A 21,921-nucleotide genomic window follows, 5' to 3' on the forward strand; every position below is an offset into this window, starting at 1 on the left:
AGATAAAAAGTTTTTGACGCTAATGCAGCATTGTAGGCAACAGTTTTTATTGTTCTAGTATCTTTATTTAACAAACGTTAAACAGATTGCTATGAAGAAGATATTTACACTAATCGCTTTGCTTTTTTCGTTAAGCACTTTTGCCAATACAATAATTGTAAAAGGCTATGTAAGAGATTCTACAGGTAAAGGCATTGCTAACAGATATGTACGCATTGCTACCGATACGGTTACAGCAAGCAATACATGTGCAATAGCACACTATAAAATTACCGATGCCAATGGTTTTTATTTGGATACGGTAACTTGTAGCACTGATATTAAAAAATTACTTGTATTCACCGAAAGTTGCAGTGCTATTATCACCAAAATAGTAACGCCAACTACCAATATTGTTGAATGTAATTTTACTATTTGTGTGCCACCTGTAGTAACACCGCCAATACTTAGTTATGTAATAGTAAAAGGTACGGTAAAAGATTCTTCTGGTAAAGCAATCGCTAATCATTTGGTGAAAATAGGTACAGATAGTTCGCTTGGTAGTGCTTGCTATACATCGCATGTTAAATACACAAATCCTAATGGCTATTATATAGATACCTTGTACTGCAATGCAGCTATTAAAAATGTAGTAGTAAGTTCAGAAGTATGTGGCAGCGTAATTACTAAAACAATTACGGTGGTTAATGGTGTAGCGGAAAGTAATTTCATTATTTGTGTGCCACCAGTTGTTACGCCACCAACACCACCTGTACTAACCTATGTAATTGTAAAAGGTTATGTAAAAGATTCTTCTGGTAAAGCCATTGCTAATCATGTAGTGAAAGTTTTTACAGATAGTACGTTTGGTAGCAGTTGTGCTGTAGGGCATATTAAATATACCAATGCCAATGGTTATTATATAGATACATTATACTGTACCACAGCCATAAAATATGTGGGCGTAAGTTCAGAAGTATGTACACGTATTGTAACCAATAAAGTGGCCGTTACCAATGGTGTAGCAGAAAGTAATTTTATTATTTGTTTGCCACCTGTTGTTACGCCAACACCACCTGTTTGTTCAGCCAATTTTGTATATGCACAGTTATTAGTGGGTGTAAAATTCAATAGTAATGTATCTATTGCTGCGCCAAATGATACCATCATTGGTCGTAAATGGAGTTTTGGTGATGGTGATTCTGCTTATAACTTGAAAGACCCAATACATATTTACAAACGTTCAGGTGCTTACAATGTTTGCCTAAGTATTAAAACCGCCAAAGGTTGCGAAAGCAAAATTTGCAAAACCATCAACCTAACAGATAGCTTACCAAATAGTACTGGTTCAATAGCTGAACCTATTAAAATTGTCATTCTTTATCCAAATCCTGCACACGAAAAAATGGCTGTATTAATATGGGATGCTTACGACAATACTTCTGCAGAATTAAGCATTGTAGATATTTATGGGCAGAAAAAATGGGGCAGTTCAACTACCTTACTAAAAGGTAATAACGGTATGAATATCAACGTATCAATGCTGCCAAATGGTCCTTACTTCTTTAAAGTTACCACGGCTTTTGGTGTAGTAAGTCGTAAGTTTTATAAACTATAATTTTTTTGGTTTGGTCACTTATGTGTTATCGCCGCTGCCATTTTTGGTGGCGGTTTTTGTTTAAATACTTATTTGGTTTTTCAAACAACTTAAACAGATTACAATTTAGGTCATATTACAACTCATGGTTAGTGCTGCTAAAAAGGAAAACAAAGGATATAACCCTTCTTATTTCTTTTTAATCTTCGCTATGTGCTGAACCGCCATCTTAATTCGTCATTCCGCAAACGTTCTCATCATTTCACAGCATTTTAATTACTGTTTGCTTTGTGGTTTGCCCTATTTTTGCCACGCATTAAAAAAGATGCAACCAGTTAGCTATGTCAGTGTTAGTTAATAAAGATTCTAAAATTATTGTACAAGGGTTTACCGGTACAGAGGGTACGTTTCACGCCACTCAAATGATTGAGTATGGTACACAAGTAGTAGGTGGTGTTACACCAAATAAAGGTGGTACACTACACTTAGATCGTCCTGTATTTAACACCGTGGCCGATGCTGTTGCCAGCACAGGTGCTAATGTTAGTATCATTTTTGTACCGCCAGCATTTGCTGCCGATGCTATTATGGAAGCTGCAGAAGCAGGTATTGCTTTGGTAGTTTGTATTACAGAAGGTATTCCTGTACAAGATATGGTAAAGGTGAAAAACTACCTTGAAGGTAAAAACACCCGCCTAATTGGGCCAAACTGCCCAGGCGTTATTACTGCCGAAGAAGCAAAAGTTGGTATTATGCCAGGTTTTATATTTAAAAAAGGTCGTGTAGGTATTGTATCAAAATCTGGTACGTTAACTTACGAAGCGGCTGACCAAACTGTAAAAGCAGGTTTAGGTATCAGTACTGCTATTGGTATTGGTGGCGACCCAATTATTGGTACACCTACTGTAGAAGCAGTAAAATTATTAATGGCCGATCCTGAAACTGACGGTATCATCATGATTGGTGAAATTGGTGGTAGCATGGAAGCAGATGCTGCACGTTGGATAAAAGACAACGCAACCAAACCAGTGGTAGGTTTTATTGCTGGCCAAACAGCGCCTCCAGGCCGTAGAATGGGCCACGCAGGTGCTATTATTGGTGGTGCAGACGATACTGCAGAAGCTAAAATGAAAATTATGGCAGAATGTGGTATTCATGTAGTTGCAAGCCCTGCTGACATTGGTAAAACAATGGCTGCTGCATTATTAAATAAGTAGTTTTTTTAGTGAGATGAATAAAAGCTAAAAGCCCTTGCAATTGCAGGGGCTTTTTGTTTGGGTAATTTTTTTTGTGACGAGCCTAGAGCTACTATTTAGCATCGTTGCGTCACACTTATACGTTCTGTTCGTTATTCAATTTTTATCAAAGCGGTTATTTACCTCTATTCAAGCGTCTCGAAGAAAGTTTTTTCCAAATACTATGCGCTAATTTTATTTCTTTCTGAGTTAAGCCAAAATGTTCTCTTAGTATTATTTGATTCGTGATTTTTAGCACTTCTTCAATGTTTGTTTTTTCACGAATTAGCTTATCAATTTCAGGAAGTAATAACGCATTGTCTTTGTGATATGGTAATAAAACTTTTTCAGCTTCATTAGGCATAAGTTCTAAAACACCGCCACCATGACTACGACCAGAGACTTCTGTTAGCGCAAGAGATAATGAATTGTAATAGCTTGCTGTAAGTGCTTTTAAATCTGTACTAACTTTAATGAATACTCGGTGCATTGTATCAGTTGTATAAGCCTTTGCCTCGTTTATTATTAATCTTGGATAAAGATTATTTCGTCTGATGAACAGAGCATCAGATATTTTAAGTGATGGCACAACAAACCAATCGTTTCTAATGCCTGTTTTATATCCTTTATGTATACCTAAAGTTTCGCCATGTGCAATGTATTTTACCGCACCGTTTTTAGGATTAAGGTTTTTGCTGTCTGGAAATACCAAAAGGTGCGCTTTTGCTTTTGAGTTTTTGTTATTTATCCAATCTTCATCAGTAAATACAACACTATTAACTTGCACGCTTCTACCAACCATAGGTCTAGCATAATCTTGTAAGTCGTATTCTTCAACGGTTGAAAGAGGTACTGTGAAAAAGTCGTTTGAGCCAGTTGTAATGCCTACTTCAACATTTGCAAATTTACCCAAAGTAGGTATATTTCGTTTTGTTGTAATGCTTTCAAGAAAGTCTATTTCTTCCTGCTCTAAAAAATAAAAAGTCCATTTGTTGGATTTGAAATCAATCTTTTTCTTAGGGCTTTTTAAAATAGCAACATCAAGTTTCTTTAAATCGCTAGCATCTCTCAATTCAATGTGTTCAATATTGTGATTTTGGCTATCATTCTTTTCACATAGTAGTAAAACTACTTCCTGTTGAATAGAAGGAAATACCAACTTCTCAAATGATATGATATTGATTTTATTATAAAATCGGGCAAGAAAATTTCGTAATTGTTGGGCGTAAGAAACCTGTAATATTTCTGCTGGTAGAACAAAGCCAATTTTACCTCCGTGTTCTTTTAACAGCAAAGATGAACCAACAACAAACGACACCCACGCATTTGTAAGTTTAGAGTAAGTTAATCCAGCCTTTATAAAAATATTTTCAGCTTCTACTTGTTGCTCTTTATTAAAAAATTGGTAGCGTATATAAGGGGGATTACCAATGACTAAATCATAACGCTGTAAAGTATCATTACAATAAGTATGAAAGTCAGCATTAATAACTTGCTTATTCTCTAGTTGTATTTTCGAAGCTTTTGCTGCTTCAATTTCATCAAATTCAACAGCCGTGATAGAGTTATATCTTAGACCATGTTTCTCTAATTGCTCTAAAAAAACACCATCACCACAGCTTGGTTCTAAAATATCATAGTTGCTACTACCATTAATTCCCCAACGTAAGATAAATTCTGCAATAGGTTCTGGGGTATAAAAACCGCCTCTTAGCTTTTCGGCTGATGCCTCTGTAATTAATTTCATTTGTTTAGAGGTTTTTTGGTTTTTAAGTATTCAACTTTTTTTTCGGCAAGCTTAAAAATTTCTTTTGATGCATCTTCTTCTAGCATCACTTGATAAGCAACAGTGTCACTAACAAATGCAATAAGTAGCTCTTTATCGCTCACCTCAAAAAAGGTTGCAAATTTTTCAATGAGTTGTTTAGTCGGCTTTCTATTATTTTTCTCAATCTTGCCTAGCATAGATGTATCAATTTCTAATGCTTCCGCTACTTCTCGAAGAGTGAGTTTTTTCTCTTCTCGAAGTCTTTTTATGGTATCGCCGAAAGTTTTCTCTAATTTCATTTTGGACTACTTCAGTCCAAAGGTAAGGGTCTATTAATTACAGAGAAAGTTTTTTTGTTTATAACTTTTCAACAGGTCTTTATAAAGTTGAGGTTACTCAATCACAAGTGTAAATGCATTATTTTGATTGTCTTTGTAAATGCGAGCATTTTTACCAATTAATTCTTCTTTTGCGACTAACTTTTTTGCTTTACCCCAGCTAATGGAAGTCATAGGTTGTTTTTGCAAATAAGTTTCCATATCAGTTTTTGTATTATGGTTGAGAGTTAATTCAAATTGACCATAGTTAATTCCTTCAACAATTATTCTAAAATTAGCTTTTGCCCTTTCGTAATGGAGGGTTTTAGGGTTAGTATCCTTTATCCAATTTAATTCTGCAAAAACAGTGTCCCTAAAATAATGTCGCTGGTCAATGTTTTTTAAAAGTCCTTTTTTTATAAGCATCGAACCCGTGTTGTTAGTCCTAGTTCCTTTTGGTATATTTAAATCTCTTTCTTTTAAAGGACCACTTTCCCAAACTAAAATACTTTCTTGGTTTAATTGATTATCACCGCCTGTAACAACTTCTGTTACTACATTTATATTTTCAGTTTTTTCAATTCCAATCTTTTTGTTTTTTCTTAAAAAGGTTAATGGTATTCTAGCTGTTGTTCTTCTTGGAATTTTGATATAGTCGTCGCTACTCTGGTCTTGATTACTTTCTGTTTTTTTCTTTTTAGTATAGAGCAACCTTCTTTCATTTTCTTTTGGTACAATACCCTTGGCGACAAAATCATCAATCGTTGCATGCGAAATCGTGAAAAGATTTGCATCAGTTAACTCAAATAAAGATTGGTAATAAGTTTTCAATTCAGATAGTAATGTGATTCCTTCTAAATCATTTGTATCAAATTCCACAAGCAATGAACTCTCGACATTGGAAAACAATCCCCTTCCTGTAAGGTTAGAAGAGCCAACAATTAATTTTACCTCATTATCACCTTCAAAAAGGTAGATTTTCGGATGAAAAATTGGTGATTCTTCTTGGTAGAATATGTAGCTGCTAATATTCAATGCAAGAATTTCTTCTAAAGCTTCTTTTGAAGTACCCTCTTGGTCAATACCTACGACTAAAACCAAATTTTTGAAATGAACTTTCGCAGATTGTATATAACTCGATAGGCCAAAGATGCCAGCCTCACTTGCAAACGCAGATATACCAGTAAAGCTGTGGAAATTGGTTTGAGATAGAAAGTTAAACAAATAGTTCCCCACTGCATTTTTTGATTCGGGTTCATACCCTTGTCCTAAGAATGTAACTTTCATTTATTGTCTTTTTGGCATTAGCTATAATCTCTTAAACTGTAAATTTATAATTATGAAACTATTAATGTTCTTTTATTAAAAAAAACTTGCTCATTAAACTTCCTTGTGTTATTTTAGCTATACTAAATTTATACACTATGCCAGAAGCAACTATTAAACGCATTTTTAAGGGTAGCGCCGATCAAATGATTTTGGCCTTAACCCTTTTGTACGAGGTTTTAATACCTAAAAGAACACCTTTGTTTACAGATTATCCGCATTGGGCAGACCCTTATTTGCTCAACTTACAAACCACCATTAAGGGTGCTTTTAAACAGTATATTGGTTTTGATACCGCTAAAGAACTGCGTGATGCCACGGCTACTTTAGTAGGTATTCAAGCCGATGCATTGGCAGACCTTACCACCCTAAAAAAGCAAATAGACATACAGATAAAAGCGAAAGCTACCAAGGCTGAGTATTTTAAAAACTTGGGCTTTGATGAGTTTTACAAAGCTGCTAAAACCAATAAATCGCAGCCCGATTTAATTAAATTCTTATTTCGTATTAATAAAGCGATAACCGCAACCGTTAAAAATGAATTGGTGGCACAAAAAATTACTCCTGCATTAATTACAAGGCTTACTGGCTATGCCGATACACTGAACAATGCCAACATTAGCCAAGAATCGTTTAAATATCTAAGCCCAGATAAAACCAACGAAACTAACACCGCTCTAAACGCACTGTACACTGAGGCAATGGATGTGGTAAAATTATCAGCCGACTTTTTCTTGAAAAAAGATAAAGCACTTAGTAAGCAATTGTCTTACAATGCAGCGCTAAAATCGGTAATTGGCGCAACTGCTAGCAATACAACCCCACCACCTAGTACTAATACGCCGGGTTAATAGATTGTTGTGGTAGTTTTTATTCTTACCAATCCCCCTTGTTATAGTTGGTAGCTATCACTTATGGTGGTAGCTATTTTATTTTGGGTGGTAGTTAGGCTATTATAGGTAGTAGTTGCCTTATTCATGGTGGTAGAAATGTCATTATAGGTTTCCGCTGGGCTATTCATGGTGGTAGTTAGGCTATTATAGTTAGTAGTTGCCTTATTCATGGTGGTAGAAATGCGATTATAGGTTGCCGCTAGGCAATTTATGGTAGTAGTTAGGGTATTATAGGTGGTAGTGGGCTTGGTAGGGTATTTACTACTATCAACTGCTTACTTTTGCGGCTTATCATTATGAGTTTAAGCACCAACACATCTTCACCAAAGCAATTGCGCTATGGTGTAGCCGCCTTCTTTTTTGTATCTGGTTTTGGCTTTGCAAGCTGGGCTAGCCGCATACCTACATTGCAGCAAAAGTTACATTTAAATGATGCGCAACTTGGTACAGCTTTGTTTGCAGCACCATTGGGGCTAATATTAACGCTACCTATTACGGGCATTTTTCTACAGAAATATAGCAGTCGTTACATTATGCTCATCGGTTCTATACTGTACAATGTGTTATTGTTTTCCTTAGGTTTTGTTACCAATAACTGGCAGTTTATGGGTGTGTTATTTCTATTTGGTATTTCACGTAACATGATGAACATACCTGTAAATACGCAAGCTGTAGGGGTGCAAAAATTATTTCCTAAGTCTATCATCTCTACATTTCACGGTATTTGGAGCATTTCGGGTTTTGCGGCTGCGGCTGTTGGTGGTTGGATGATTTCGAAAGATATTACACCTGCTTGGCACTTTTTTATGGTAGGTATGTTGTGTTTTATCATTATGGCATTTGCTTATAAGCATACAATACGCCACGATGCTAAAAAAACAGAAGATACTAATGCTAAAGCATCATGGTTTAATTTGCCCGATAGGGCGCTACTAAAAATTGGTTTAATTGCTTTTGCCTGCATGGCCTGCGAAGGTATTATGTACGATTGGAGCGGTATTTATTTTCAGAAAATAGTAAACGCACCTAAGGCATTGCTAGCAGCTGGTTATATTGCTTTTATGAGTGCATCGTCTACTGGTAGGTTTTTGGGTGATTGGATGATTAATAAAATAGGTACTAAAAAAGTGCTTCAAGGTTGTAGTTGTTTTATTGCCATTGGGCTTACCTTATCAATAAGTTTACCTTACGTAATACCTGCTATTATTGGGTTTGTATTTGTTGGTTTTGGTGTATCGTGTATTATTCCATTAACCATGGCATTGGCTGGAAGAAGCAGTACAAGAGCACCTGGTGTGGCAATAGCATCGGTATCTACGGTAAGTTATTTAGGCTTTTTACTAGGACCGCCAGCTATAGGTTATGTAGCAGAAGTTGCCAATTTACGCTGGTCATTTGCTATGGGCGTGGTAATGGCATTAGCCATGCTAGCACTTGTAACTAAAATGAAAATTAAAGGTTAACTATTTGTACGCATAATATTTTCAACAAAGTGTGAGTGTTTTGTAGTTTTTGTATAAGTTGCATGATATCAAAAAATGCGTCAGATGAAAAAGCCAGACAGTTTTGTATGGAGTGAGTCAGCAGAACCACATAAACAAAGGACTCAAGAAATTATTAAGCTACATCCAGAAATTCGTGATCTAATTGGTCGTAATCCTTACACTTTTTTAGTTATTCTATTTTGTGTAGCAGTACAGTTAGTATTGGCTTATTATTTACAAGATAAAAGTTGGTGGTTTGTATTTGGTGCGGCTTATTTAATAGGTGCATTTTCTTGCCATACATTATTTGTGTGCATACATGAGTGTGCGCATAACTTGGTATTTAAAGCTAAAAGCTCGAATAAAATAGCCGCTATCATTGCTAATTTACCAATGGTATTGCCAAGTGCTATTTCTTTTCAAAAGTATCATATTAAACACCACTCATTTCAAGGTGTAGAAGAGTTAGATGGCGATATGCCTTATCATTGGGAAGCTCGATTAATAAATAATTCAGCATTTGGTAAAGCTATTTGGTTATTGCTCTATCCTTTATTTCAAATGTTGCGCCCTGCAAGGTTAAAAGAGATTTCTTTATTAGATACTTGGACGATTGTAAACATAGTTGTTGAAGTTGCTTTTATGGGTGCATTGGTATTCTTTCTTGGGCCAAAAGCATTGGTGTTTTTATTGGCTAGTTTCTTCTTCTCGGTAGGTTTACATCCACTCGGTGCAAGATGGGTGCAAGAGCATTATTTAACTCATGGTGAGCAAGAAACGAAAAGCTATTATGGGCCATTGAATACCGTGAATTTGAATGTAGGTTATCATAATGAGCACCATGATTTTCCATCAATACCTTGGAATAATTTACCAAAGCTAAAAGCCATTGGTGGTGTGTATTACGATTCGTTGCATAGCCATAAATCGTACACCATTTTGTTGTTCCAGTTTTTATTTAATAAAGAATTGTCTGTTTTTTCTAGAATGGCAAGAGCCAACAGAGGCAAAACCAAGTTGAACGATATGACAATGTATGATGTAGAAACATCTAAAGATTTATTGGCGAAAGAAGCGTAATAGAATATTAGATATAAAAAGAAAGCCGTTGAAACGTTTCAACGGCTTTGTTGTTCTTATATACTTGTGAGCCTTCTATTGTCTGTCGACTATGGTCTATCGTCTTCTTCAATTACATATGCGCTTTTAAGAAAGCAATGGTTTTTGTATGTGCATCTTCTGTAGCGGCTTTATCGTACACAGGATTGCTTGGATTAGCAAAACCATGACCTGCATCATAACGATTAACCACTAAACTTTTACCAGCTTCTTTCATGTTTTTCTCAAATGCATCTACTGCTGCTGGTGGTATGCCTTGATCTTTATTGGCAAAAAAGCCAATAACATCACAATTAATCGTTTTTAAACGCTCAATATTATTTTCTGGACGGCCGTAATACATGACACAACCTGCTGCTTGCTTACCTGCTAGTAATGTGGTTTGAAGGCTCCAACCACCACCAAAGCACCAACCAACAGTGTAAATTTTTGCATCAGTACCTGCATATGCTAAGCCACCTTTTACAATAGCTTCTAAGCGCTCAGACTTTGCACTGCGCATGTATTGCATAGCGCTATCTGGTGCGCTTGCAACTTTACCATCGTACATGTCTAATGCTAAAATGTTTACATCACCAAGTTCTTGTGCAAATGTTTCGGCTTCTTTTTTAATGTTGTCGTTTAAGCCCCACCACTCTTGAATGACGAATAGCCATTTGTTACTTTTCTTTTTGCTTTTAATAAAATAGCCTTGTGCATCTGCACCTTCTGCTTTAAAAGTAACGGTGCTGCCAGTTGGATTTTCTAGCTTGTAATATGTTGGTGCCATGTGAAGGGCTGCAAAACCGGGCTTAGCAGCATCTAGCTGAATTTGATCTTTGGTTTGGTGGTAGCAAGCAATGTAGCCTTCACGAGATAAGAACGCTGGCTCTGCTGGCTTAAATGTGTAACTTAATAATGCTGCTGTACCAAGCGCAGCAACTGTTAGTGTTAATAATTTTTTCATTCGTTTATTTGAGGTTAATGTTTCAACGTTAAAGTAACAGCATCTTGTTTAGCTTGTTCGCTTTTGGCAGTACAATTTTTTTTAAACGCTTTTTTCTTTTAGTTTTGCACGACTTCAATAGTGAGTCTGCGCTCAATAATCATTCTATTTTAAGGTTGGATTTTGCCTCAAAGACAGAAAGTCACAAGGTTGCACTAAATATTTTATTTGTGTTGCTTTTGGTCTTGGTGATTTGGTGGCGAAAAGTTGAATAAAGAACAAAGTTTTGAAGTGGTACTTCGTAAACTCAGTATAAACTAGCAACGATGCTACATAGTAGTACTAGCGTTGGTAACCAAAAAAGAACTAGTAAATAAGTATACAATAGAAGATATATGGCAAAGTACATTTTTGTTACAGGTGGTGTAACGAGCAGTTTGGGTAAAGGTATTATTGCGGCAAGTTTGGCAAAACTGCTGCAAGCAAGAGGTTTGAGTGTGACGATTCAAAAGTTAGACCCATATATTAATGTGGATCCGGGAACTTTAAACCCTTACGAGCATGGTGAGTGTTATGTAACAGAAGATGGTGCTGAAACGGATTTAGATTTGGGTCACTATGAGCGTTTTTTAAACAGCCATACATCGCAAGCGAATAACGTAACTACTGGTAAAATATATCAAACGGTTATAAATAAAGAACGTGCTGGTGATTTTTTGGGTAAAACGGTACAGGTAATTCCACACATTACCGACGAGATTAAACGTAGAATGTTGTTGCTAGGTAAAGGCGGCAAATTTGACATTGTGATTACTGAAATTGGTGGTACAGTTGGTGATATTGAGAGTTTGCCATTTGTAGAAGCAGTGCGTCAATTGCAATGGGAACTTCCTGAAGATAGAGTGATGGTAATTCACTTAACGCTTGTACCTTACTTAAAAGCTGCTAAAGAACTAAAAACCAAACCCACACAGCATAGTGTAAAATTGTTAAGTGAAAATGGTGTACATCCTGATGTATTGGTATGTAGAACTGAAGAGCCGCTTGGTAATGATATAAGAAGAAAAATTGCTTTGTTCTGTAACGTGAAACAAGAGGCGGTGATAGAAGCGATGGACGCAAGTACTATTTACGAAGTACCAATGTTGATGTTGCGTGAAAAGCTAGATTTAATATGCTTGAAAAAGCTAAACATTACTGAATACAGTGAGCCTAAATTAGATAAATGGAAAGAGTATTTGGATAAGTTGAAATATCCAAAAAGTAAAGTAACCATTGGCTTAATAGGTAAATACATTGAGTTACAAGATGCTTATAAATCAATTTTAGAAAGCTTTATTCATGCAGGTGCTATGAATGAAGTGAAAGTTCAGGTGATAAATGTACATAGCGAATTTATTACCAGAGAAAATGTAGAGGAAAAACTAGAAGGTTTAGATGGCTTGCTAGTAGCGCCAGGTTTTGGCCACAGAGGTATTGATGGTAAAATTATTGCTGTGCAATATGCTCGTGAAAATGGTTTGCCATTTTTTGGTATTTGCTTGGGTATGCAAATGGCTGTGATTGAATACGGCAGAAATATTTTGGGCTTAAAAGATGCACACTCAACTGAGATGGATGCAAATACTGCGAACCCTGTGATAAACATGATGGAAGAGCAAAAGAAAATTAAGATGATGGGCGGTACCATGCGTTTAGGTGCTTATCCTTGTGAGATTACTGAAGGTTCGCTAGCACATAAAATTTACAGTGCTACTACTATTAGTGAGCGTCACCGTCACCGTTACGAGTTTAACAACGATTACCTAGATCAATTTAAAGAAAATGGTATGGTAATGAGTGGTGTGAACCCTGATACAGGCTTGGTTGAAATTATAGAATTGCCAAATCACCCATTTTTTATAGGGGTGCAATACCACCCAGAATTAAAAAGTACAGTAGAAGCGCCAGCACCATTATTTGTAAGTTTTATTGGCGCAGCCAAAGAATACAACGACAAAAAGGGCAGTATGAAAGCATCTGCTTTGCAAGATTCGTTGATATAAGAAGTGATGTTGTAAATGGTGAATGGTGAAAAGTGAAATTTTAGTAAAGGCGAAACGGAAGTTTCGCCTTTAGTGTTTTATGAGGAAGAGATAATTAAATATATGGCATAAGAAAATCCGCATTAATCCTTCCAAATCTGTTAAATCAGCGTTCCTATCCCTTTACACCAAGTCATTCCAAATGCGCCAGTTTTCTTCTGCTTGTAATACTAGCATGTCGTAACCATTTTTTACGGTTGCACCTTGTGCTTTGCCTAGTTGTAGAAATTTCGTTTCAGCAGGATTGTACACTAGGTCAAACAAATAATGGTCTTCAGTTAGTAAGTGATAAGGTAAGTTAGGCGCTTCTTCAACATTAGGGTAAGTGCCTACAGGCGACGCATTAATGATGATAGTATATTCTTTTAGTAAAGCTGCATCTACATCTTCGTACACCAAATAATTACGTTCATCTTTTTTACTACGTGATACTATTTTGTAGTCAATACCACGCTTGTTTAAAATAAATTCTACCGCGGCAGAAGCACCACCAGAACCCAATACCAAAGCCTTTGTATGATGCGGTTGTAATAGCGGTGCAAACGATAGTTCAAAGCCCAAAACATCAGTATTATGGCCAAATAATTTGCCATTGTTAATGCGTACACAATTGCATGCACCCATCACTTTTACAGCCGTGGTGCTATCGTTTAAATAATCTAGAACAGCTTTTTTATGTGGTATGGTTATGGCAAATCCTTCAAGGTTAGGATGGCTAGCCAAAATGCCTTTTAAATCATCAATTTGCTCAAAAGAAAATGCCTTGAAACTCGCATCGGTAATGCCTTCTTTAGCAAATTTCTCAGTAAAATATTTCTCTGAAAAAGAGTGTGTAAGCGGAAAACCAATAAGGGCAAATAAGCGCATGAGAGAGCGTTTGAAATTTGAAATTTATGATTTGAGATTACAGCTACATAATCTCAAATCATAAATCATAAATCAGCAATTACAAACTATTTATTCAAATACAAATGAAACGTATCGCCTCTTAAACCAATACGCATCGCTTCTAAAGGTATCACCTCGTTTGGTGCAATATTGCCAAGGTTTACGTTATGGTCTATTAATTCTAAGAAGTATAATTGTTGGGCTTTTTGCGGTGCTTCCCAAATAATTTTCTCAGCAGGTATTTGGGTTAAAATTTCTTGTACCAAACCTTCTCTTACCTCGCCACTACCACGATAAATACCTACGTTACCAGCTTCTCTTGCTTCAGCAATTACATAGCTAGCGCCAGCTTCAAGCTCTGCACGCATTAGTTCTATCCATTTGTATGGCGCCATTATATGTGTTGCATCTTTACTACCAACTTCACTTAATACAGTAAAATGTTTGGTCAATTTTTCAATATAACCACATTTTTCAGCATGAGGTATTGAGATAGAACCATCGCTCACTTCAACATGTGTAATATTATAATCTTTACAAACCGCTATAAAATCTTCAATCTGATTTCTTATTAAAAATGCTTCAAACAACGTACCACCAAAGTACAAAGGCACATTATAAGTTTGATAAGCTTCTATTTTTTCACGCAACTTAGGCGTTACGAAAGAAGTACCGAAACCCAATTTCACAATATCCGTATGTGGCCCGCAACCTTCCATAAAATTATGTACTTCGCTTAAACTAAGACCTTTATCCATCACCATGGTAAGGCCATTAACACGTGGTTGACTTGTGCGTACTGGAATTTGTGATAAATTGAAATTCATGTGTTTTATTTTATAGTTACCTGCCATAAGGCTTTTGTTATAAATAACATTTGCCCGTACATGACACTTTTCTAATTAGGGGTTTTAATCAGTGGGCGCAAAAATAAGGATAACTAGCTTTTTAAAAGCCTTTAATAGCAGCTGTGTCGTTTTTACATTGTTAAAAGTGTGGCATTGTATTATGTTGCCAGCTTTTGTACTACTATTTAGCATCGTTGCAGCCTGTGCTGAGTTTACGAAGTATCTACTCTTGTACGTTCATATCGTTATGCAACTTTATCTAAGCGTAGGTTTTACTGCAATGAATGCACCAATAAGCACCAATTATATAAAGTTGATTTGTTGTAAATAATCTGTTATCAATCTACACGCATTCTCAATTATCTATTCGTGACCATTTATGCATTAGTGGCAAATTTTTTCGTAGCGCTACAATATTTTATTTCCACGTTCGTCAGCCATTATTAAGATGGATGCAGCAGTTACCTTAGCAACATCAATGCAAGATGTTAAACGAAATAATATAGCCGACGTTGTAAGTACTTACAGCAAACGCTTAATGGGTTTTATTCGCAGACGTGTGAATACAGACGCAGATGCAGAAGACATTTTGCAAGATGTTTTTTATCAATTTATTGGCAATACTCAACCTATAGAACAAGTTACCGCATGGCTGTTTAGAGTGGCTCGTAATAGAATTACCGATGTACAACGCAAGCACAAGCCAGAGTTACTAGATGATATTTACAATACTACCGATGATGATATGCTTGGCTGGGCAGAATTATTTTCTGATATCAACGATAATCCTGAAACCGCCTATTTACGCAATATGTTTTGGGAAACATTACAAACCGCACTAGACGAATTGCCAGAAGAACAAAAGCAAGTATTTGTAATGCACGAGCTAGAAGATGTATCGTACAAAGACATTGCAGAGATAACTGGCGCATCTGTAAATACATTATTGTCTAGAAAACGCTATGCAGTGCTGCATTTAAGAGAGCGCTTGCAAGTGTTAAAAGACGAATTATTAAACTATTAAACAACGAATGATGAATAAGCAATTTTGGATTAAAAAAATAATTGGCTTTACCGTAATGGCTGTGGCTTTTGTAGCATTCATAAGCTATGTAGTGATGCGCTTATGGAACGGCGTTTTGGTAGATGTAACTACCGTGAAAGAAATTACCTACCCACAAGCTATCGGTATTTTAGTATTAGCTAAAATATTATTTGGTGGTTTTAAAGGCAATTGTTGGTGTGGTAAAGGCAATAGCTGGAAACAGAACATGAAAGACAAATGGGAAAAAATGAATCCTGAAGAAAGAGAAAAGTTTAAGCAAGAATGGCGCAACAAATGCAAAACTTGGGGTAAACATGACTAATAAAACCACAGAGGAAAGAAGCAAAGGAGTTTTAAGAAATGATGTTTTGATTGCAAATCCTTCCTTGCTTCATTGCCCTGTGTTTCACAAAATCAAAACTAACTACCATGAACGTACTTGTATTTAAAACCAATATAGAAGACACGAAGCAAGTAAAATATCTATCGCCACATTTAAAACTAGTTGATGGCATTCTAGCGTGGAATGTTGACTTGCACGACTGTGATAAAGTGCTACGCATAGAAGCAGAGCAATTGCACCCAAATACCGTGGTAACTGTACTTAACAATGCAGGTTATTATTGTGCAGAGCTAGTAGATTAATTTTTAAATCAAATTATTTTATTTCAATTACTCCACAACTAAAGATTGTTATTGGCTGTCATTTCAACTTTGCTTCTACATTTGCTTAATAATATTTTCCTGATTACGCAATGCAATATTGTCACAGTGCAGCGTAAAAGCATGATTGTTGACCAACAAAACACCAAAATACAACTGAATGAAGCTTTTAATTACCTACCTTAAACCTTATAAATGGTTATTAGTTATTGCAATGATACTAGCAGCAATCAATACCATTTTTTCACTTTTAGATCCATATATTTTTGGTAAAATAATTGATTATGTAAATGCATGTGGTGAGTATAGTAAAAGCACGAGACTTTTGTTAAAGGCTTTAGTTAATGATCATCAATTTGCTACCAAAGTAGCTATGTTAATGTTGGCTTCTATAGGTGTAGCGATGGTATCTCGTATTGCAAAATCTTTTCAAGATTATGTAGTAAACAGAGTAGTACAAAAATTTGGTGCTAAAGTATTTACCGATGGTTTGCAACATTCAATGCGTTTGCCCTACCAAGATTTTGCTGACCAACGTAGCGGCGAAACATTGAATATTTTACAAAAAGTAAGACAAGATAGCTCTCAGTTTATTGGCTATTTTATCAATGTTTTGTTTCCAATTATTGTCGGTATTGTATTCTTAATATCTGTTACCATTACTATTCATTGGAGTTTGATTGTGGTATATTTTATTGGCATAGTTGTATTGGCTTTATTAGTAGGTATTTTAAGTAAAAAAATTAAAGCTATTCAGAAGAACATTGTAAAAGAAACGGCAGTATTAGCTGGTAGTACTACTGAAAGTTTACGAAATATTGAGTTGATAAAAAGTTTAGGCTTAACGCAACAGGAAGTAAAGCGCTTAAATGAGAATACGTATAAGATTTTAGGGCTAGAATTATCTAAGATAAAACGTGTTCGTAGCATCGCTTTTTTGCAAGGCACAACAGTTCATTTTCTACGAATCTGTATTCTGTTTATCTTAACTTGGTTTGTGTTTCATGGTAAACTAAGTACAGGGCAATTAATATCAATGCAGTTTTATAGCTTCTTTATTTTTGGGCCATTACAAGAACTCGGTACCATCATTACATCTTATAGAGAAGCAGAAACATCCATCAACAATTTTGATGTGTTAATGAAGAAACCAATTGATCCTAAACCATCAAATCCATTGCAAGTTGGTGATATTGAAGAGTTGCAATTTGATAATATTTCTTTCCAACATAATACTGCTTCTTACAAAGCCTTAGAAAATATTTCTTTTGATGTAAAATTGGGTGAAACCATTGCATTTGTTGGTCCTAGTGGTGCCGGTAAAAGTACATTGGTAAAACTTTTGGTAGGCTTGTATCGCCCACAAGAAGGTGCCATTTTTTACAACGGTAATGCCGGTAACGATATTGACTTTGACGAGTTACGTGGACAAATTGGTTTTGTAACACAAGACACACAATTGTTTAGTGGTACTATTAAAGAAAACTTATTATTTGCTGCACCAAATGCCACTGAAACAGACCTGTTAGATGCATTACATAAAGCAAGTTGCGAAGGTTTATTGTCACGTGCAGAAAAAGGTTTAGATACCATGATTGGTGAGGGTGGTTTGAAATTAAGTGGTGGTGAAAAGCAACGTTTGTCAATAGCTAGAGCGCTTATCAGAAAGCCACATTTACTCATTTTTGATGAAGCAACTTCTGCATTAGACTCTATTACTGAAGAAGCAATTACTAATACCATTAGGACTATTTCAGAAGAAAAAAATCAGATTACTGTAATGATAGCGCACCGTTTAAGTACCATCATGCATGCAGATAGAATTTATGTACTTGAAAAAGGACAAATTGTAGAAACTGGTAGCCATAGTGAATTGCTTACAGAGAAAGGTTTGTATTACGCTATGTGGCGTCAACAAATTGGTGAGCGTAAAAACGCATAATTAGTAGTAACAACAGTTATACAAAAAAGCACGTTTATTAAAAAAAGTAAACGTGCTTTTGGTTTTAATCACAAGTAATTGTAGGTATGGTAAACCTGTAACTTTCAATTAATCGTTACAATGCTTCCATTATAAAGAAGGCGTAAGCTTGAAAATGAAAAGACCACACTATTGGCAGAATATAATTCTACTGGTGAAGGCGCAAACGTTGAGAACAGGGTGAAATGGAGCAAGCAATTGAGCAAAAGAGAGGTGAAAAGATATAGCTTGGGGAATATTTTTGCTGGGTGGATTTTTTGAATATCTATAAGATGAAGATTTATGCAAATGTATCTATTTGCGAAATCGCTCTTTTAATTCTAAAAATGGCTTTTCAAAAAAGTGATAACTAATAAAAGTTACAGGTATTAACAAAGATAGTTTTAATAACATTGACATGATATTGCTTTTTAAAGGAATGAAACCAATAACTAATGTAATTGTTAAACCACTTAAAACGTAAAGTCCGTATGTATACTTTCCTAAATACTCTAAGACCCGAAAAAATAATAGTCTATTGATCCATTCACTTCTAGATATTGAAGCCGTTATGTAAGTTATTAGCCCAAATCCAATACACATTGGCAGATTTAAATAATTATCGATATAGTCATTTTGTGTGAAAATATAAAATAATATAGGAAGAGCAACTAAGAGATAGATATATATTAGCAGATTGTTTATTTTTTTTTGCTTAAAAAAAATGTAGCCAAAGAACATGCCTACTGAAAAGTCTAAGAGGTAAGTAGAAAGTAAAGGATATATATTTACGTTTATTTTTAAAAGGATTGCTGTGAGGGTTAACGAAGTTAAAATCATGAAGACAACAACTAAATACAAGAATTTTCTAAACAAGGGACTTATCATAATGAAAAGTAAATAAAATTGTTCTTCTACCGCAATTGACCAAAGCAGTTTTAACGGAAATGGGTTATTTGATGTATCAAAATTGGATAGGAATACTAAGTACATCCAATGATTTAATAAGGGGGTGCTACTTTTCTTTAAGATAGGTATTACCAAAAAGCAAAAAAGAATAACCATATAATACAAAGGATATATTCTTAAACTACGTCGTATAAAAAAATTCTTTTTGGAAAAATCCCCAGTAATTTCTATTTCATCAAATGCAAGTTTAGTAAGAAGAAAACTTGATATAACAAAAAATAAATCAATACCGAAGTAGCCAAATTTCATATTAGGAATTGTATGGTATAAAAATACTACTGCGAAAGCGATGAAACGTAATGAATTTATCCCTTTTATATGTTTTAAACCGTCCATTTTAGATTATAGTTAATAGTAGGCAAATTAAGCTTTTAATTAAAAAAAGCCTTTTGCCAATTAAATTAATTGGCAAAAGGCTTTCTCTGCAACTGGCAGGACCTTACTAATCCGATTTTACTATTTTTATTGAGACTGTTTCTTTTGCGTTTGATATTTGCACATTATAAATTCCATTTGAGAATTTGGACATGTCAATTTGTTCATGTAGTAATGCATTATTTGTTGGTGCATTTGTGGTAAAATTTGCAACTTGTTTACCAAGGCTGTTTACCACCACAATATTTACAATCCCAATATCGCTTACTTGAAAATCTAAATTCAAAATGATTTTAGCTGGATTTGGATAAGACCTTATAATTTTTAAAGTGGATTTTTTTTCTTCTAGTGTAACTAAACTATCAGTTTCAACTTTGCCCTGAGCAGGTGGGGTAAAAATAGAAAAACTACCCGTAGTTGGTATTGCACATGAAGAAGAAATAAGTGCATGAAAATATCCATAACCAGGGCCAACTAAGGCAGTTGCCTTAAAGCCTGGGCTTAATCTAATTTCATTGGCAGCAGCTAAATTTGTTACAATAGAATATGGTGTTGTTTGTGTTAAAGAAGCACTGTTGCCATAAGTAGAGCCAGCATAAATATTTGCGGCTTTATAATTGCCTGATAGTATTCCATCGTTCGCTAAAAATAAGTTGCCATTACAATTATATAGCGGGTAAGGTCCATCAGAGCTACCTGATGGCACTAAGCTTGAATATCCTTTTTCTTTGTAATAAGCGCTATAACAACAAGATGTTCCTTGTCTTACATATACTTCAAGGGGTACAACATCTTTACGTTGATAGTTGCCAATCATTGTAGAAAAATCACTCCCCCAAGTGATGTTAACGTTTGTACCTGTTTTTGTTACCACATCGTTACCTGATATAAATTCCCATTCTACAGTAGAACCGCTTGTAACTGAAGATGGATTAATGCTAAACGATAGTGTTGGATTAGAGATTATATAAGTAGGGTAATCATTATTATTAATAACCGTACTTCCAGATTTCCATACAATATCAGTAAAGTTTGGTTGGCACGCATTTGCCGATGCTAACAAGGCAGCGGCCCCCACATCTAATTTACCAGCACCTAGCTTTCCAGAAAAACTTGAGTTTTGACTTATGCTATAAATACTATTGTTTGCTGATGCTTTTAAATAATATTCTACTTGATCTGGTGTAAAATTGGGATTTAGTGAATAAAGAAGAGCAGCGGCACCAGCAACTAATGGGGATGAAAGCGATGTTCCCCAATCACTACCTAAACCATTACCATATCCATTACCGCTAGGAATTAAAACCGACACATCATAACCAGGTGCACATATATCTACAGAATCATTATGATTTGAAGTAAGCGTACTACCAATGTATTGTTCATGGCAATCCATCCAGTTTTCATAAGGCTGGAAAGGGGGATTGTAGCTACCAATTGGGAATCTGTGACCTACAGCGGTCGCTGAAATTACATGATTATATGATGCTGGATAGAAGTAATCAGTAGGTGTACCTGTATTATTATTACCTGCCGCTGCTACAATAGTTGCACCGTATGTGTCATGTACGATATCAATAATTGCTTGGTTATAAGATGAATAATAATTAGCGCTGCCCCAGCTACAGTTAATAACCTTACAGCCATCGATAGCTGCTTGTAAAATACCATTATATGTCCATTGATAATAACGTAGTGTTACTTTATTGCCTACCCCAGCCATACCATAATTGTTATCCGTAATTGCAGCAGCATCACCAGCAACCTTTGTACCATGCGTTTCTACACTGGATGGATATAAAACAGAACTTGATAGGCTACTTAAATTAAGAACTTTACTATCTAAGTCTGCATGATGCTGAAAGGAAGCATCTACAATACCAATAGTGACACATTCTAGTCCCCTAGTTAATTCCCAACCTTTTTTAGCGTTGATATAATCTAAATGTAAGTTGGTGGTACCCATTGGATAATTCTTAATATTATAACCTGCAAAATAATCGCTTGGGTTAGTCGGGCTAAGCGAAATAGGGTCATAGTTGTAAACCACATCTTCTAGGTCTAATGACTTAGCTAACTTTAGCTTAGTATATAAACTCTTTAAGTCTTTATCTACTCTTATTGTATAAACTCGATTTAGTATTTCAGCATTTTTATGCTGTACCTTACTAACAGATGGGTAAGATTTCTCAAAATTTGTAATTGTAAAATCTTTAAAAATTGCAGTTAGTTGGTCATCTTTAAACTTAAGACTATACGTGTTTAGGAGTTCTTGTTTATTATTTCTAATTTGACCGTTAATACTTTTCATTGGGATTGAGAAATCGTTTTTTAGTCTTACTTGTATATACTGTTGTGTAAAACAACTACATGTATAAATTATAGACAAAATTCCCAGTAGAATTTTATTTAAATTGACTTTCATAAAAAAAGTTTTGAAGTGTAT

At 35.3% G+C, this 21,921-nt stretch carries 19 protein-coding genes; 10 read left to right on the top strand and 9 right to left on the bottom strand.

The window, feature by feature from the left end:
- Positions 1-91: 91 nt before the first annotated feature.
- Positions 92-1,597 (top strand): T9SS type A sorting domain-containing protein, encoded by a 1,506-nt coding sequence (locus ACT9TX_RS00205; protein ID WP_481335996.1) that lies wholly within the window; start codon positions 92-94, stop codon positions 1,595-1,597.
- A gap of 320 nt (positions 1,598-1,917) precedes the next feature.
- Positions 1,918-2,793, top strand: a complete 876-nt coding sequence (gene sucD, locus ACT9TX_RS00210) for a succinate--CoA ligase subunit alpha (RefSeq protein WP_481335997.1) — start codon at positions 1,918-1,920, stop codon at positions 2,791-2,793.
- 154 nt (positions 2,794-2,947) lie between these two features.
- Here the strand turns inward: sucD and ACT9TX_RS00215 are convergent, their stop codons facing one another.
- The 3 genes from ACT9TX_RS00215 to ACT9TX_RS00225 all read right to left on the bottom strand — a co-directional run bounded on the left by ACT9TX_RS00215 (position 2,948) and on the right by ACT9TX_RS00225 (position 6,183).
- Positions 2,948-4,558 carry an Eco57I restriction-modification methylase domain-containing protein gene (locus ACT9TX_RS00215; RefSeq protein WP_481335999.1) on the bottom strand — a complete coding sequence of 537 codons (1,611 nt, stop codon included), beginning with the start codon at positions 4,556-4,558 and terminating at the stop codon, positions 2,948-2,950.
- Entirely contained in the window at positions 4,555-4,878 is a 324-nt protein-coding gene (locus ACT9TX_RS00220) for a helix-turn-helix domain-containing protein (protein ID WP_481336001.1), read from the bottom strand. Before ACT9TX_RS00220 ends, ACT9TX_RS00215 begins: the two co-directional genes overlap by 4 nt.
- Positions 4,879-4,971: 93 nt before the next feature.
- A complete protein-coding gene (locus ACT9TX_RS00225) occupies positions 4,972-6,183 on the bottom strand; it encodes a phospholipase D family protein (RefSeq protein WP_481336003.1) in 1,212 nt (403 codons plus the stop codon).
- Positions 6,184-6,320: 137 nt separating this feature from the next.
- Here ACT9TX_RS00225 and ACT9TX_RS00230 point away from each other — a divergent pair, with 137 nt between their 5' ends.
- Positions 6,321-7,073: a hypothetical protein gene (locus tag ACT9TX_RS00230; RefSeq protein WP_481336005.1), complete on the top strand. Its 753-nt coding sequence runs from the start codon at positions 6,321-6,323 to the stop codon at positions 7,071-7,073.
- A 41-nt stretch (positions 7,074-7,114) separates the two neighbouring features.
- Here the strand turns inward: ACT9TX_RS00230 and ACT9TX_RS00235 are convergent, their stop codons facing one another.
- Positions 7,115-7,285: a hypothetical protein gene (locus ACT9TX_RS00235; protein WP_481336006.1), complete on the bottom strand. Its 171-nt coding sequence runs from the start codon at positions 7,283-7,285 to the stop codon at positions 7,115-7,117.
- 111 nt (positions 7,286-7,396) lie between these two features.
- Between ACT9TX_RS00235 and ACT9TX_RS00240 the strand changes: the two genes are divergently transcribed.
- Both ACT9TX_RS00240 and ACT9TX_RS00245 read left to right on the top strand, forming a co-directional pair.
- Positions 7,397-8,578 (top strand): MFS transporter, encoded by a 1,182-nt coding sequence (locus ACT9TX_RS00240; protein ID WP_481336008.1) that lies wholly within the window; start codon positions 7,397-7,399, stop codon positions 8,576-8,578.
- 84 nt (positions 8,579-8,662) lie between these two features.
- On the top strand, positions 8,663-9,679 hold the full coding sequence (locus ACT9TX_RS00245) for a fatty acid desaturase (RefSeq protein ID WP_481336010.1): 1,017 nt from the start codon (positions 8,663-8,665) through the stop codon (positions 9,677-9,679).
- Positions 9,680-9,791: 112 nt separating this feature from the next.
- Here ACT9TX_RS00245 and ACT9TX_RS00250 read toward each other — a convergent pair whose 3' ends face one another.
- The gene (locus tag ACT9TX_RS00250; protein ID WP_481336012.1) at positions 9,792-10,664 is read right to left on the bottom strand and encodes a dienelactone hydrolase family protein; all 873 of its coding nucleotides are present in this window, start codon (positions 10,662-10,664) and stop codon (positions 9,792-9,794) included.
- A 374-nt stretch (positions 10,665-11,038) separates the two neighbouring features.
- Between ACT9TX_RS00250 and ACT9TX_RS00255 the strand changes: the two genes are divergently transcribed.
- Complete coding sequence (locus ACT9TX_RS00255) at positions 11,039-12,688, top strand: CTP synthase (RefSeq protein WP_481336013.1); 1,650 nt, start codon at positions 11,039-11,041, stop codon at positions 12,686-12,688.
- A gap of 162 nt (positions 12,689-12,850) precedes the next feature.
- On the opposite strand, the gene ACT9TX_RS00260 is transcribed toward ACT9TX_RS00255, so the two are convergent.
- Positions 12,851-13,594 carry a shikimate dehydrogenase family protein gene (locus tag ACT9TX_RS00260; protein ID WP_481336014.1) on the bottom strand — a complete coding sequence of 248 codons (744 nt, stop codon included), beginning with the start codon at positions 13,592-13,594 and terminating at the stop codon, positions 12,851-12,853.
- Between the two features lie 86 nt (positions 13,595-13,680).
- Entirely contained in the window at positions 13,681-14,442 is a 762-nt protein-coding gene (locus ACT9TX_RS00265; protein ID WP_481336346.1) for a phosphosulfolactate synthase, read from the bottom strand.
- Positions 14,443-14,911: 469 nt separating this feature from the next.
- Here ACT9TX_RS00265 and ACT9TX_RS00270 point away from each other — a divergent pair, with 469 nt between their 5' ends.
- The 4 genes from ACT9TX_RS00270 (at position 14,912) to ACT9TX_RS00285 (ending at position 18,113) form a co-directional block, all read left to right on the top strand.
- Positions 14,912-15,487, top strand: a complete 576-nt coding sequence (locus ACT9TX_RS00270; protein ID WP_481336016.1) for an RNA polymerase sigma factor — start codon at positions 14,912-14,914, stop codon at positions 15,485-15,487.
- 10 nt (positions 15,488-15,497) lie between these two features.
- The gene (locus tag ACT9TX_RS00275) at positions 15,498-15,830 is read left to right on the top strand and encodes a hypothetical protein (RefSeq protein ID WP_481336018.1); all 333 of its coding nucleotides are present in this window, start codon (positions 15,498-15,500) and stop codon (positions 15,828-15,830) included.
- Between the two features lie 107 nt (positions 15,831-15,937).
- Entirely contained in the window at positions 15,938-16,153 is a 216-nt protein-coding gene (locus ACT9TX_RS00280) for a hypothetical protein (protein ID WP_481336019.1), read from the top strand.
- Between the two features lie 178 nt (positions 16,154-16,331).
- The gene (locus ACT9TX_RS00285) at positions 16,332-18,113 is read left to right on the top strand and encodes an ABC transporter ATP-binding protein (protein WP_481336021.1); all 1,782 of its coding nucleotides are present in this window, start codon (positions 16,332-16,334) and stop codon (positions 18,111-18,113) included.
- 333 nt (positions 18,114-18,446) lie between these two features.
- On the opposite strand, the gene ACT9TX_RS00290 is transcribed toward ACT9TX_RS00285, so the two are convergent.
- Together ACT9TX_RS00290 and ACT9TX_RS00295 are read right to left on the bottom strand one after the other, a co-directional pair.
- Positions 18,447-19,436: an acyltransferase family protein gene (locus ACT9TX_RS00290; protein ID WP_481336022.1), complete on the bottom strand. Its 990-nt coding sequence runs from the start codon at positions 19,434-19,436 to the stop codon at positions 18,447-18,449.
- A 106-nt stretch (positions 19,437-19,542) separates the two neighbouring features.
- Positions 19,543-21,786, bottom strand: a complete 2,244-nt coding sequence (locus ACT9TX_RS00295) for a S8 family peptidase (protein ID WP_481336024.1) — start codon at positions 21,784-21,786, stop codon at positions 19,543-19,545.
- Positions 21,787-21,921: the final 135 nt, after the last annotated feature.

The sequence above is a fragment of the Parasediminibacterium sp. HNIBRBA5674 genome, from assembly GCF_056745525.1.